The 14,483-nt window shown below is 62.7% G+C and carries 12 protein-coding genes; 7 read left to right on the top strand and 5 right to left on the bottom strand.

The window, feature by feature from the left end:
- Positions 1–62: 62 nt before the first annotated feature.
- Both ABWI03_RS09335 and atzF read left to right on the top strand, forming a co-directional pair.
- Positions 63–764, top strand: coding sequence for a GntR family transcriptional regulator (locus ABWI03_RS09335; protein ID WP_234036809.1), 702 nt, complete (start codon positions 63–65; stop codon positions 762–764).
- A gap of 17 nt (positions 765–781) precedes the next feature.
- Positions 782–2,491, top strand: coding sequence for an allophanate hydrolase (gene atzF, locus ABWI03_RS09330; RefSeq protein ID WP_298774030.1), 1,710 nt, complete (start codon positions 782–784; stop codon positions 2,489–2,491).
- Positions 2,492–2,494: 3 nt separating this feature from the next.
- On the opposite strand, the gene ABWI03_RS09325 is transcribed toward atzF, so the two are convergent.
- Positions 2,495–3,070, bottom strand: a complete 576-nt coding sequence (locus ABWI03_RS09325; RefSeq protein WP_003941498.1) for a TetR family transcriptional regulator — start codon at positions 3,068–3,070, stop codon at positions 2,495–2,497.
- A 68-nt stretch (positions 3,071–3,138) separates the two neighbouring features.
- Between ABWI03_RS09325 and ABWI03_RS09320 the strand changes: the two genes are divergently transcribed.
- A complete protein-coding gene (locus ABWI03_RS09320; RefSeq protein WP_095970430.1) occupies positions 3,139–4,740 on the top strand; it encodes an MFS transporter in 1,602 nt (533 codons plus the stop codon).
- A gap of 51 nt (positions 4,741–4,791) precedes the next feature.
- Here ABWI03_RS09320 and ABWI03_RS09315 read toward each other — a convergent pair whose 3' ends face one another.
- Positions 4,792–5,643: an SDR family oxidoreductase gene (locus ABWI03_RS09315; RefSeq protein ID WP_283376781.1), complete on the bottom strand. Its 852-nt coding sequence runs from the start codon at positions 5,641–5,643 to the stop codon at positions 4,792–4,794.
- A gap of 118 nt (positions 5,644–5,761) precedes the next feature.
- Between ABWI03_RS09315 and ABWI03_RS09310 the strand changes: the two genes are divergently transcribed.
- Entirely contained in the window at positions 5,762–6,211 is a 450-nt protein-coding gene (locus ABWI03_RS09310) for a winged helix-turn-helix transcriptional regulator (protein WP_298774025.1), read from the top strand.
- Here the strand turns inward: ABWI03_RS09310 and ABWI03_RS09305 are convergent.
- The 3 genes from ABWI03_RS09305 to ABWI03_RS09295 all read right to left on the bottom strand — a co-directional run bounded on the left by ABWI03_RS09305 (position 6,187) and on the right by ABWI03_RS09295 (position 9,692).
- Positions 6,187–7,179 (bottom strand): iron-siderophore ABC transporter substrate-binding protein, encoded by a 993-nt coding sequence (locus tag ABWI03_RS09305; protein ID WP_298774023.1) that lies wholly within the window; start codon positions 7,177–7,179, stop codon positions 6,187–6,189. The two genes, ABWI03_RS09310 and ABWI03_RS09305, sit on opposite strands and share 25 nt — an antisense overlap.
- A 184-nt stretch (positions 7,180–7,363) precedes the next feature.
- Positions 7,364–8,767: a dihydrolipoyl dehydrogenase gene (lpdA, locus tag ABWI03_RS09300; protein ID WP_003941477.1), complete on the bottom strand. Its 1,404-nt coding sequence runs from the start codon at positions 8,765–8,767 to the stop codon at positions 7,364–7,366.
- 49 nt (positions 8,768–8,816) lie between these two features.
- Positions 8,817–9,692 (bottom strand): dipeptidase, encoded by an 876-nt coding sequence (locus ABWI03_RS09295; protein ID WP_492226386.1) that lies wholly within the window; start codon positions 9,690–9,692, stop codon positions 8,817–8,819.
- A 344-nt stretch (positions 9,693–10,036) separates the two neighbouring features.
- Between ABWI03_RS09295 and ABWI03_RS09290 the strand changes: the two genes are divergently transcribed.
- From ABWI03_RS09290 to ABWI03_RS09280, 3 genes are all read left to right on the top strand, one after another.
- Positions 10,037–11,086 carry an alpha/beta hydrolase gene (locus tag ABWI03_RS09290; RefSeq protein WP_021343370.1) on the top strand — a complete coding sequence of 350 codons (1,050 nt, stop codon included), beginning with the start codon at positions 10,037–10,039 and terminating at the stop codon, positions 11,084–11,086.
- A gap of 243 nt (positions 11,087–11,329) precedes the next feature.
- Positions 11,330–12,346, top strand: a complete 1,017-nt coding sequence (locus ABWI03_RS09285; protein WP_124567883.1) for an alpha/beta hydrolase — start codon at positions 11,330–11,332, stop codon at positions 12,344–12,346.
- An 84-nt stretch (positions 12,347–12,430) separates the two neighbouring features.
- On the top strand, positions 12,431–14,482 hold the full coding sequence (locus tag ABWI03_RS09280) for a prolyl oligopeptidase family serine peptidase (RefSeq protein ID WP_166810648.1): 2,052 nt from the start codon (positions 12,431–12,433) through the stop codon (positions 14,480–14,482).
- The last annotated feature ends 1 nt before the right edge of the window (position 14,483 follow it).

The raw sequence follows: 14,483 nt of genomic DNA, 5'->3' as shown, positions 1-14,483 counted from the left end.
CGTAACTCAGCTCTAACCCGAAGACATCTGGACGAAACACCTGATCAATAGCGTATACAGGTATGTCGACAGGGATGAATACGGCTCCGGAGCCACTGCGTGAGGTGGTCTACCGGGAACTACGCACCGAACTGGTCAACGGGACCATCGGGTTCGATCAGCGCCTGACGGAACCGAAACTCTCCACGCGTTTCGGCATTTCTCGCACGCCCATACGGGAAGCGTTGACGATGCTGTGCGCCGATGGACTCCTGCGCCGGGAAGAGTACGGATTCTCCGCCGTGCGCCCGAGCATCCCGCTGATCCGAGATCTGTACGAACTCCGAATCACCCTGGAATTACAAGGAATTACCCGGGCGATCGCAGATCCGACGATCCGGCACGATCGAACGATCCTCGACGACGAGCTGGTGCGGTGGCGTGCCCTGGCTCTCGATCCGCCCGCTCAGGAACCGGGGTTCGTCGAACGGGACGAGGAGTTTCACGTCGCCGTACTCAGGGCGTCGGGCAACAATGAACTGGTCGCGTCGCTGCTGTCGGTGAATTCCCGTATCCGGCACGTTCGGATGTACGACTTCATGGTCAACGGCCGCATCGACACCTCGATCGCGGAGCACATTCGAATCCTCGAAGAACTACGTGCCGGCAATCTGCCCGAGGCCCGCACGCTTTTGCACCAGCACATCGGCGAGTCTCTCGACGTCGTCCTCGACCGGGTGACCCGCGCGATCACCGCGCTCTCACTCGCCAACATCACGGACTGATCGGAGCAGTACACACCATGACCGTCGCAGCAGAAGTTTTCACCCCGACAGCCCGGGTCGAGCAGGCTTTCCAGCGGATCGAGGAAGTAGACCGCCCCGAAGTCTGGATCACGTTGCGTTGCAAGGAAGATGTGCTCGCCGACGCCGCCTCGGTTGAGGCCAGACTCGCCGCGGGCGAGCACCTTCCCCTGGCGGGGCGTCTGGTCGCCGTCAAGGACAACGTCGATGTCGCCGGTCTGCCGACCACTGCGGCGTGCCCCGAATTCGCGTATGTGCCGGATGAAACGGCCAGTGCCGTTGAACGGTTGATCGAGCACGGCGCTGTTGTTCTGGGGAAGACCAATCTCGACCAGTTCGCCACCGGGCTGGTCGGAACTCGGAGCCCGTACGGAGCCGTTCGCTGCGCTTGGAACGAAGAGCTGATCTCGGGAGGTAGTAGCTCCGGATCCGCCGTCGCCGTCGCCCTGGGAATTGTGGATATCGGAATCGGTACCGACACCGCCGGTTCCGGCCGAGTGCCGGCAGCGTTCCACGGGCTATACGGACTCAAGCTCTCGCTCGGCGTCATCCCCGTCCACGGAGTAGTGCCCGCCTGCGTCGACTACGACGCTGTGACGGTATTTGCCGACGACCTCGAATCGGCAACCGCGGCAGCGGCAATCATGGTCGGCCACGAACCTCGAGATCCCCGCAGCCGAATCTGGCCTTCCGACGTCCGTCTCGCGGCGGCGCCGAATCCCCGCGTCGCCGTGCCCCGAATCGAGGATCTGACGCAACTGAGCCCGTCGTATCTGGCAGCGTTTCAGGACACCGTGGCAGCTCTGGTAGCCGGCGGCGCCGAGACCGAGACCGTCGACATCTCCGGGCTGCTCGACGCGGCCCGATTGCTCTACGACGGCGCCGTGGTGGCGCAGCGGTACGCCGCGGCCGGCGAGTTCCTCGAAACTCGTCCTGCCGGAGCCGATCCCGCGGTGTCCGACATCGTGCTCGGCGCGAAGCACCCCACCGGATACCAGCTGGTCGACGATCTCGACGCGCTCACCCGCGCCAAGGCCGCTGCCAGGGCACTCCTCGCCGGGTTCGACGCCCTGCTGCTTCCCACCACCACCGAACATCCGACGATCGCCGCCGTGACCGAGGATCCGTTCGGAATCAACCGCCGAATGGGAACTTTCACCAACTTCTGCAACCTGCTCGACATGGCGGCCGTCGCGGTGCCTGGACACCGCACCGTCGAAGATCACCCGTTCGGCGTCATGTTCGTCGTACCCGCTTTCGACGACCAGATCGCCATCGACCTCGCTGCGCGACTCGGTGGTGTGCCATCACCCACCCTCGTCAATACCGGAATCGACCTCGCAGTATTCGGCGCTCACCTGCGCGGTCAACCCCTCAACACACAGCTGGTCGACCTCGGCGCGCGGTACGTCGAAACCGTCACGACCTCGGATGCCTACCGGCTCTTCGCTCTCGACACGACGCCCCCGAAGCCCGGCCTGGTCCGCCGTGGACCCGGACTCGGGGCACCAGTCGTCGGCGAGATCTTCCGGATCTCACCGGCCGGCCTGGGAGCATTCCTCGCTGCCTTGCCGTCACCGATGGCGCTCACGAGCGTCGAGTTATCCGACGGTAGAACAACTGTCGGTTTCAGCTGCACTCATGACGCAGTAAACGGCGCAGCTGACATCACCGGCTACGGCGGTTGGGCCGCGTACCTCTCTCGCTGACAGTCAGGGCTTGCAGATTCGAGTGACGGCCTCGCGCACCACTTCACGGCGGCGCGCGATCTCGTCGGCGTCGACGTTCTGGTTGTCGGCTACGCCGGGGGCAACCACCCAGCCGAACACGAGGCCGAACAGCATCGTGATCAGGTCCTGGGGGTCCCAGTGCTTGGAGATGAGGCCGTCTTCTTGAGCCTTGCGGATCGTGGCCATTCGCGGAACCCAACTGGAATGTTCCTCGGCCAGCTTCTTCATCCGTGGCGCCTCACCTTGCAATTGACCCCAGATCATCATCCGTTGAATCTGCGGTTTGCCGAGCATTGCGTCGAACAGTTCGACGGCATGCGCGGGCATGTCTTCACCGGTGAACTCGACGGACTCCATCGCCTGCTCGAAGTCGACGTCGAGCACCGCGTGGAACAACGCGACCTTGTCACCGAAATAGGCGTAGAGGCGCTCCTTACTGGCGTTTCCGTTCTTCGCGATCCGATCGATGCGCGCACCGGCAAGCCCGTAGGTACCGAATTCTTCTTGCGCAGCGTCGAGGATTCGCTGTTTCGTCGCGGTCACGTCAGTGGGAGCCATAGTGATGATGGTAACCGAACGAACTATTTCGTTTGACTCACCCGAGAAGGCTGGAATACCTTTTTCCAATGACCACCACGTCCCACGTCGACGGCGGCACTCTGCCACCGATCCCGGCTGCCTCCGAGAATCCGAATCATCAACGTCGCTGGCTGGTGCTCTGCATCGTCGCGTTCGCTCAACTCATGGTGGTGCTCGACGGCACCATCGTCTCCATCGCACTACCGGCGGCCCAGGAGGAACTGGGCATCAGCGACCTTGACCGTGCGTGGGTGGTCACGTCGTACGCCTTGGCGTTCGGTGCGCTGCTGCTCCTCGGCGGACGTATCGCCGACTACTGGGGCCGCAAGCGATCCTTCATCGTCGGCATGGCCGGCTTCGCGGTCGCCTCCGGCATCGGCGGCATCGCGCAGAGCGGTATCGAACTGTTCATCGCCCGCGCCGGCCAGGGCGTATTCGCAGCATTGCTCGCGCCCGCTGCGCTGTCGATGCTCACCACCACCTTCATCGGAGAGAAGGAGCGCGCCAAGGCTTTTGCCGTCTACGGCGCGATCTCCGGCGGTGGCGCTGCCATCGGCCTGCTCCTCGGTGGAGTGCTGACGCAGTACGTCGACTGGCGCTGGTGCCTGCTCGTCAACATCCCGATCGCTCTGATCGCCATCGCTGCAGCCGTCCCGATCGTCAAGGAGACCAAAGCGCACGGTGACACGAGCTACGACCTTCCCGGCGCTGTCCTCATCGCCCTGGGGCTCGGCTCACTGGTCTACGGATTCACACGCGCCGAGCACGGCTGGGGTCAGGCTGACACTTTGCTGTTCATCGCACTGGGCCTGGTCTTCCTCGCGATCTTCGTGGTCGTCGAGAGCCGCAGCAAGAATCCGCTTCTACCGCTGAGCGTTCCGTGGCATCGCGATCGCGGCGCTGCTCTGATCGGCTCCATGCTGGTGGGCGCCGCCCTGCTCGGCGGCACGTTGTACCTGACGTTCTACCTGCAGATCGTGCTCGGATTCAGCCCGGTCATGGCCGGCGTCGGATCGCTGCCGATGGCGTTCTTCATCGTCTTGGCGTCGACCATCGCAGCGCAGTTGTCCACCAAGATCGGCCCCAAGCCGCTCATGGTCGCGGGCCCGCTGGTGGCTGCGGTAGGACTGCTCATGCTGACCCAGATCGAGGTACACAGCTCCTACTGGACGCACGTGTTCCCCGGCCTCGCGATCTTCGGCTTCGGACTCGGTCTGCTGATGGTGCCGATGCAGAACCTCGCACTGATCGGCGTTCCCGACCACGACGCCGGCGCTGCCAGTGCCCTGGTCAACGCCACCCTGCAGATCGGCGGTGCACTCGGCACCGCACTGTTCACCACGATCTACGCTTCGGCCAAGTCGGCCTTCACCGCCGACAACGCGGCGCCGATCCCGCCGGAAGGCATTCCTGTCGACATGTCGAATGCGACCATCCCGACCGGCGATCAATTGGCACTACTCCCCCAGCCGGTGCAGGACTTCGTCGCCTCGATGACGGACTACTTCTTCGGCGCCGAGGTATCCGGATACTCGGCCGCATTCGGTTGGGCGGCAATCCTGTTGGCGATCATCGCACCGGTAGTGCTGGTGCTGGTCCGCGCCAAGAAGGGTGATCTGCCCGCCGAGGGTGCAGTCCACATGGGGTAACCGCTGTGCGCCTTTATTAACCGCCCGCGGTTAATAAAGGCGCACAGCAGGTCAGGCCTGCTTCAACACCTCAGCCACCGGAGTGCTGCTGCGGCCGATCAACTTCTGCAGGTCACCCGACTCGGTGTCCAACGCCCCCTTGGCAATTGCGGCATCGGAATCGGCGAGGATCTGCGCAACCGGTGCAGGTAGTCCGACACCTTCGAGAATGCCTTCGTATGCCTGCTCGTCCACGAACTGGTACACGACGGGCTTGCCCGCGAATTCGCTGATCTTCTCGGCCAATTCGGCGTAGGTGAGCCTCTCGTCACCGCCCAACTCGTACACTGCCCCTTCGTGGCCATCGGTGGTCGCGACCACTGCTGCGGCGTCGGCGTAATCCGCACGCGCCGCAGCCGCGATCTTGCCTTCCGCCCCCGCACCGACCAGTGCGCCACGTTCGATCACACCGGCCAGGTCGTTGGTGAAGTTCTCCCAGTACCAACCGTTGCGCAACAGCGCGAACGGAATACCGCTCCGAGTGAGCACGTCCTCGGTCGCCTTGTGCTCGGCAGCAAGCTTCATCGGCGTGTCCTCAGCATTCAAGATGCTCGTGTAGGCGATGAATCCGACGCCGGCAGCCTTCGCCGCGTCGATGATGTTGGTGTGTTGCGCGAGCCGTGACCCCACTTCACTTCCCGAGATCAGCACCAGCTTGTCGACGCCCGCCAATGCGGTTTCCAACGCCGAGGCATCCGCATAGTCCGCTTGACGTACAACTACTCCGCGGGCGGCGAGGCTTTCCGCCTTCTGTGGATTGCGGACGACTGCGACGATGTCGGACGCGGCGGTTCCCCGCCCGATCAACGACTCGACTACCAGTTGTCCGAGGTTTCCGGTTGCGCCGGTGACTGCAATGCTCATGCGAACTCCCGATCCAGGTTGAAGCGTAAATGCGTTCTGCAACCATCATGCACTTATTTTTCGTAAGTGCAACACGTCGAGTTAGCGCTATGGGATCGTGCAGTAGTAGCCTGGGTTCATGACCAGCACCGACTTACCTTCACGTGCTGCCCAGACCCCTGATCCGAATGCCGACGGCGTGGACCCAACCCTCGAGGCTGACGTCTTCGCTCGCGGGTGCAACTCTCGGGCGGCATTGCAGAATGCAACCGGACGCTGGGGCGCACTCGCGCTGGCGGCATTGAACGAGGGCCCGTACCGGTTCAGTGCCCTGCGCCGACGCGTCGACGGAGTCAGCGAGCGCATGCTCTCGCAGACCCTGCAAACACTCGAGCGGGATGGCCTCGTGCACCGTGAGGTACTCGAAACCATCCCGCCCAAAGTGGAATACAGCCTGACCGAACTCGGCGCCGACGTCGCCGCAAAGATCACGGCCCTGATCGAACTACTCGAGTCGCAGGTGCCGAAAATCGTTGCGTCACAAGCGTCGTACGACGCTCGGAATCAGCTCAGCTTGTCCGAAAGCTGAGCGATGAACTCGTCGAATGCGTAGGGAACGCTCAGCACCGTCGGAGCGGACGTAGCCATCGCGTAGTCCATTCCGACCAGGCGAACCAGGCGGCCGTTCGACACCGAGGTCATGTTCGCGAACGGACCGAAGGACATGAGCTTGTCCAGGTTGGTGCCGTCGGCGTCGACGAGAATGAAGACGTCGGAGTCGAGTGTGTCGATGGATTCCATGCCCACGGACACCGAACTGTCGCCGGAAGTGCACACCGCGTCGACACCGGGCGAGGTCTTCAGCCCGAGCTGGCCGAGAAGACGGATCCGCGGGTCGGTGCCGCAGAATACGATCAAACCCTCGTCGGTGCGCATTGCATACGTGGCGGTTTTGCCCTGGAACTGGGGGTGATCTGCGGCTTGCTTCTCGAAGTACGCCCCGGTCTCGTCGATCAGCGTCTGCGCCTGCGCCGGCTGTCCGAGTGCCGCGCCGATCATGCTCATCTGCTTGTCCCACGCCGTATCCCACGGCTGGTCGGGGAACGCGACAGTCGGCGCGATGTCGCTGAGGCGCTTGTACTCGCCCTCGTCGATGCCGGAGTAGACGGCGAGGATCACGTCGGGATCGAGCCCGAGGATCTGCTCGAACGGGATATCGGGATTGGTCGTCATGAGAACGGGCTTGGCACCGTTCAGACGCGAAGCGTCCCAGGGCAGGATGTTGTTCTCGATGCCGTCACCGGAGAAGCTCTCCATGGCGACCGGAACCTTGTTCAGCGCGATCACCGAATCCTGGCCACTCCATCCGATGGTCACGATGCGCATCGGCTCCGCGTCGATCGTCGTCGAGCCGTAGGCGTGGTCGACGGTCACGGGGAACGCCCCCGCCTCGGCGGCACCCGAAGCTTCGGTGTCCGATCCGGAGTCACCTGAGGTTCCACAGGCGGAGAGCGTCAGCGCGACGCAAGCCGCGAGCAGTACGGAACGAGTTTTCATGAGTGGTCCTTCGAAAGCCGGATGGTCGACTCGGGACGCTAATGCGTTGCGCGCCTACACCCCGACTCGAAGGCCTCAGATGGCGGTTTCGCAACACAACTCGACACAAAAGACGAAAAACCCCGTGCGCCTTTCCGGTAGAGCGAACTACCGAAAAAGGCGCACGGGGCCGAAGGCCCTGCCGTCAGAAGTTGATCATGTGGCCGGCGAGGCCGTGGATCGCTTCCTGCAGAGCCTCACTGAGTGTGGGGTGGGTGTGGACGTTGCGTGCCAACTCGTTGACCGTGAGGTCCCACTTCTGGGCCAAGGTCAGCTCGGGCAGCAGTTCCGAAACGTCCGGTCCGATGAGGTGCCCGCCGAGCAGTTCGCCGTACTTCTTGTCGGCGATCAGCTTGACGAAACCGGTCGGGTCACCGAGACCGTGTGCCTTGCCGTTGGCAGCGAACGGGAAGTTCGCGACCTTGACGTCGTAGCCCTCGGCCTTGGCCTGTTCCTCGGTCAAACCGAACGAGGCGACCTGCGGCTGGCAGAACGTCGCACGCGGCATCATCCGGTAGTCACCGAGTGTCTGTGTCTCCGCGCCGCCGATGGTCTCGGCAGCGACGACAGCCTGAGCTTCTGCGACGTGCGCGAGCTGCAGCTTGGCGGTGACGTCACCGATGGCGAAGATGTGCGGGACGTTGGTGCGCATGTAGTCGTCGATCGCGATGGCGCCGCGATCGGTCAACGCGACGCCGGTGTTCTCGAGACCGAAGCCCTCCACGCGCGGTGCGAAGCCGACGGACTGCAGAACCTTGTCGACGACCACGGTCTCGATCTCGCCGGACTTGTTGTCCTTGATCGAGACGGTGACCTTGCTGCCGTCGTCGCTGATGGACTGCACAGCGGCACCGGTCTTGATGGTGACGCCGAGCTTCTTGTACTGCTTGGCGATTTCCTTCGAGACGTCGGCGTCCTCGTTGGGCAGTGCCCGATCGAGGAACTCGACGATCGTGACGTCGACGCCGTAGTTCTTGAGGACGTAACCGAACTCCATGCCGATCGCGCCGGCACCGACGATGAGGATCGAACCTGGAAGGTCACGGGTGAGGATCTGCTCTTCGTAGGTCACGACGTTCTCGCTCAGCGAGGTGCCGGGCAGCAGCTTGGTGTACGAACCCGTCGCGATGATCGCGTTGTCGAACGTGATCGTCTCGGTGCCACCCTTGCTCAGCTCCACGCTGATGGTGTTGGCGTCGACGAACGTGCCCTTGCCGTCGTACTCCGGGATCTTGTTCTTCTTCATCAAGAAGTGAATGCCCTTGACTCGCCCGTCCGCGACCTTGCGGCTGCGATCGAAAGCGGAGCCGAAATCGAAGGACACGTCTCCGGACATGCCGAACGTCTTCGCTTCTTTCGTGAAGATGTGCGCGAGTTCGGCGTTACGGAGAAGCGCCTTGGACGGAATGCAGCCGACATTCAGGCATACACCGCCCCAGTACTTCTGCTCGATGATGGCGGTGCTCAGGCCCAGTTGTGCCGCGCGGATAGCAGCGACGTACCCACCGGGGCCGGCTCCGAGGACAACGACGTCATAGTGTGAGGTCACGATTCACCAGGGTAGTCCTGCATCGTTTCGCTGTCCCCAGATGGTCGCATTACCCGTCGGTAGCCCACACTTCTCGGGCAACTCGGGCGAAATTTCCGCCGTACACGGCCTCGATCGACGGCTCGTCGAAGCCCCGCTCACGCAATACCTGATCAAGTGTCAGCACGTCCTCCGGGGGAGTCCACTGCAGTGGTCCCCACGCCGTGTACGCCTCGGAGAACGACGACGGGTTCTGCTCGATCTCTTCGCGGAAGTCGTCGGCGTCGAAGGAGAAGTCGGAGCCGATCCCGACGTGATCGATGCCGACGAGTCCGACAGCCTCTTCGATGTGGTCGGCCATCGCGGACAGCCGAGCCTGGTCGTCATCCGGTCCGTTGACGCCGAGGAATATGCCCACGCCGTTGATCCCGATGACGCCGCCGGTCTCCGCACACGCTCTCGCCTGATCGTCGGTGATGTTGCGCGGATGCTCCCACAACCTTCGGAGGTTGGAGTGGCTGTAGATCATTGCTCGCTGGGTGATAGCTGAGATGTCCAACCCCGTCTGTACCGAACAATGTGAGCCGTCGACCGTCATTCCGACGCGATTCATCTCGGCAACCAGGTCACGGCCGTATCCACTCAACCCCGTGTCCGCCAGGTCCAAGCATCCGCAGCCGGCAGCGTTCATGTAGTTGTACGTCGGCAACATCGAGCGGACTCCGAGGTCGTGGAAGTACGAGACGTTGGCTAGCTCTCCCTCCAGCGGATTCGAGTCCTCCAGGTCGAAGGCCAGGGCGATTCCGCCGGACTCCTGAATCTCGACGACGCCGTCGACGGTGAAGACAGGGGTTATCTCCGGGAACTCGACCCGCGCCTGCCACGCGAAACTCTCGGCGATTGCCGTCGAGTCCGCGCGAGTCTGCGGCGAGTAACCGACGTTCACCGAAACGTAACTCCCCGCTGGGCGCTGATATCGGAGAAGATCTTCGACAGACGCGTTCGACTGCAGAGGTAGGCAACAATGTTGTTCCCATAGTGGATATGTCCGGTTCACTCACTAATCCCGTCGATGATCAGGGAAATTCACCTGAAACTGGTCGTACGTTCAGCAAATCTCTGGTTCACTGGCGGATAACGCACCGATGCGGTAGAACTTACAAGACTCACACGCCCTGTACCTATCGACAGAGCATGTACCCAGCATGAATTCCCGTACGGGAACAGCAACAAAGGACCGTTCACTCCTGGGCGGATTCGAAGGAATTTTAGGTGGAGGTTTCTGAACGTATGCGTGCTCGCACTTTCAAGCGTGGCCGTCTGGTCGCCGCTGTAGCCGCAGTATCCGTGCTGCCGATGCTGATCAGCCCTGCAGTGTCGTCCGCAGGCGGAGATCCGTCGACCACCACGGCAACTGTCGCCAAGGCAAACACGACGGGTTCCAAGCTCTCGAGCCGCACGGACAACGGGCGCATCGCCACCATCAAGGTGTACTCACCTTCCATGGGACGCGACATTCCGCTCGAGGTCATCCTCCCGGCAGACGGCAGCGAACCCCGCCCTACGCTCTACCTGCTCAACGGTGCAGGCGGCGGCGAAGACCGGGCGACGTGGCAGCGTCAGACCGACGTCAACGAGTTCTTCGCTGACAAGAACGTCAACGTCGTCACTCCGCTCGAAGGTGCATTCAGCTACTACACCGACTGGGTGAACGACGACCCGTCCCTCGGCCGTCAGAAGTGGCAGACGTTCCTGACCCAGGAACTCCCGCCCGTCATCGACGCCGAGTTCAACACCAACGGCGTCCAGTCGATCTCCGCGATCTCGATGACCGCGACCTCGGTCCTCAACCTCGCCATCGCAGCTCCGGGCCTCTACAAGGGCGTCGGTGCATACAGCGGATGCGCCGAGACCAGCACACCGGTCGGCCAGTCCTCCATCGAACTGGTTGTGGGCATGCGCGGCGACGCTGACGTGACCAACATGTGGGGCCCCCTCGACGGCCAGGGCTGGATCGACAACGACCCCGTCGTCAACGCCGAGAAGCTCCGCGGCACCGAACTCTTCATCTCCACCGGCTCCGGACTCCCCGGCCCGCACGACACCCTCAACAACGAGGCGATCAACGGACAGGTCGGCACACTCGCCAACCAGGTGATCGTCGGCGGTGTCATCGAGGCAGCAGTCAACTACTGCACCCACAACCTCGCCTACCGCCTCAACGATCTGAAGATCCCGGCCACCTTCGACTTCAAGCCGACCGGCACCCACTCGTGGGGCTACTGGGAAGACGATCTCCACAACTCCTGGCCGATGCTCGCTCGCTCGATGGGCATCTGACCGAAATCGTTTCAGCTCGACCCCGCTCCCTGCACTTCTGGGAGCGGGGTCGAGTTCTTTTCAGAACTAATTCGAGGGTTAATTCCGGGGCCAATTCAATTGTCAGGCAAGAAAATCGCGTCACTTTCTGCTGCTGCTCTGCTTTACTGACACATAACAAAAAGTGAACCTGTTCCAGTCAGGGCTCACAGGCACTTCGATCCGTTCCGGATCCGAAGACATTCAGGTGGAGGATCCGAACGTATGCGTGCTCGAATTTTCAAGCGTGGCAGTGTGATCGCAGCTCTCGCAGTGGCCACGGTGCTGCCGATGCTGATCAGTCCGGCGACAGCTTCTGCGGGCGGTGACACGTCCGGATCGCACGTCGTGAGCAACACCAAGACCGGCGACCGCAAGGTCACCATCTCGGTCTTCTCCCCGGCGATGGATCGCAACATCCCGCTCGAGGTCATCCTCCCCGCAGACAACAGCGAACCCCGCCCGACGCTCTACCTACTCAACGGTGCAGGCGGCGGCGAAGACTCGGCGACCTGGCAACGCAAGACCGACGTCATGAACTTCTTCCAGGACAAGAACGTCAACGTCGTCACTCCACTCGAAGGCGCATTCAGCTATTACACCGACTGGGTGAACGACGATCCGGTTCTCGGTCGCCAGAAGTGGCAGACGTTCCTGACCAAGGAACTCCCGCCCGTCATCGACGCCGAGTTCAACACCAACAAGGTCCAGTCCATCTCCGCGATCTCCATGACCGCGACCTCGGTCCTCAACCTCGCCATCGCGGCTCCCGGCCTCTACAAGGGCGTCGGCGCGTACAGCGGATGTGCCGAGACCAGTACTCCCGTCGGTCAGAGTGCGATCGAACTTGTCACAGGTACCCGCGGCGGAGCTGACATCACCAACATGTGGGGCCCGCTCGACGGTCAGGGCTGGAAGGACAACGATCCGGTCCTCAACGCCGAGAAGCTCCGCGGCACCGAGCTCTACGTCTCCACCGGCTCCGGACTCCCCGGCCCACACGACACTCTCGCCAATCCCGCGATCAACGGTCAGATCGGTGCGCTCGCCAACCAGGCGATCGTCGGCGGCATCATCGAGGCAGCGGTCAACTACTGCACCCACAACCTCGCCTACCGCCTGAGCGACCTGAAGATCCCGGCCACCTTCGACTTCAAGCCGACCGGCACCCACTCGTGGGGCTACTGGCAGGACGATCTCCACAACTCCTGGCCGATGCTCGCTCACTCCCTGGGCGTCTGACCCGATTCGTTCTCACTCGACCCCGCTCCAGTGTTTCGGGAGCGGGGTCGAGTGCTGTCGGGAGCGAGCAGTAAGAATGGACGTATGACTTCCGATCAGCAGCCCACCACCGGCCACGACCCCTACCTCTGGCTCGAAGACGTGACCGGTGAGTCTGCACTCGATTGGGTCCGTCAGCACAATGCCGTGACCGAGGAGCAGCTCACCGACAACGAGCGCTTCGATCGACTGCAGAGCGACGTGCGCGAGATCCTCGATACCGACGCGCGAATCCCCTACGTCCGCCGTCGAGGTGAGTTCCTCTACAACTTCTGGCGCGACAGCACCCACGTTCGCGGATTGTGGCGACGCACGACGTTCGATCAGTACGTCACCGACGACCCGGAATGGGACGTCCTGGTCGACCTCGACGCCCTGGCCGAGGCCGAGGGCGAGAACTGGGTCTGGAAGGGCACGCAACTTCTACGGCCACACCGCAACCGTGCATTGATCAGCCTCTCCCGCGGCGGGGCAGACGCGGCGGTCGTTCGCGAGTTCGACATCGACAAGCGTGAGTTCCTCGCTCCCGAGGGCGAGAATCCCGGCTTCTACCTTCCCGAGGCCAAGACCGACATCGACTGGATCGACATCGATACCGTCTACGTCGGAACGGATATCGGACCAGGGTCGCTCACCGATTCCGGATATCCCCGTCTGGCCCAGCGGTGGAAGCGCGGCACTCCCCTCTCCAGCGCCGAGACCGTCTACGAGGGCCAGTCCACGGACGTGGCCATCTCGGCTTCGCACGATCCGACGCCCGGGTTCGAACGAGACTTCGTCACTCGCTCGGTCGATTTCTACAACTCTCAGCATTTCGAAGTTCGCCCCGACGGTGAACTGGTGCTCGTGGACGTCCCCGAGGACGCCGGGATCTCGATTCACCACGAGTGGTTGTTGATCCGCACCAAGTCCGTGTGGGCCGTCGAGGACACCGAATATCCGACCGGCGCACTGCTTGCCATCCGTTACGACGATTTCCTAGCCGGCTCACGCGCACTGACATCGATCTTCGAACCCGACGCACATTCGTCGCTCGAGCATTACACCTGGACACGCGATCATCTGATTCTGGTGGTCCTGACCGACGTGCGCACGACGCTGCGCATCCTGACGCCGGGCGAAAACGGCTGGGAGGATCGACCTTTCGAAGGGCTTCCAGAACTGACCAGTATCGAAATTCTCGACACCGACCCTGATGTCAGCAACGAGTACTTCGTCAATTCGAGTGGATACACCTCCCCTGCAACTCTTTTGCACGGCGTGATCGGCGAAACCGAACCCACTGCCCTCAAGCAGGCTCCCTCGTTCTTCGACGCCGAGGGCATCACCACGGAGCAGTTCTTCGCCACCTCTGCCGACGGCACCCAGGTTCCGTACTTCGTGGTGCGCAGTCCGCGTAGCGAGCCCGGCCCCACCCTGCTCTACGGGTACGGCGGATTCGAGATCTCGCTGACACCGTCGTACAGCGGTTCCCTGGGCCGTGCCTGGCTGACGCAGGGCGGAACCTATGTGGTTGCGAACATTCGTGGTGGCGGCGAGTACGGACCCGGTTGGCACACACAGGTTCTCAAGGCCGGGCGCCACAAGGTGCACGAAGACTTCGCTGCCGTCGCGAGAGACCTCGTCGATCGCGGAATCACGACCCCGGATCTTCTGGCAGCTCAGGGCGGAAGCAACGGCGGCCTGTTGATGGGCATCATGCTGACCAAGTACCCCGAACTCTTCGGCGCCATCGTCTGCCAGGTTCCGCTGTTGGACATGCGTCGATTCCATCTCCTACTGGCCGGCGCTTCGTGGATGGCCGAATACGGTGACCCCGATGTCCCGGAGGAGTGGGCATTCATCTCGGAGTACTCGCCGTATCAGAACATCGACGCCGCCGCGTCGTACCCACCGATCCTGATCGCGACGTCCACCCGCGACGACCGCGTCCATCCCGCGCATGCCCGCAAGATGGCCGCACGGCTGGAAGAGCTTGGCAAGCCGGTGCTGTATTTCGAGAACATCGAGGGTGGCCACGGCGGCGCCGCGGACAATGCTCAGCTGGCCTTCAAGACTGCGCTGACCTACGAGTTCCTCTGGCAGAAACTCGGCTGAT

Origin of the sequence: Rhodococcus baikonurensis (assembly GCF_040489275.1) — a bacterium.
Classification (GTDB): domain Bacteria; phylum Actinomycetota; class Actinomycetes; order Mycobacteriales; family Mycobacteriaceae; genus Rhodococcus_F; species Rhodococcus_F baikonurensis.
This window is presented reverse-complemented; position numbering and strand designations above follow the sequence as displayed.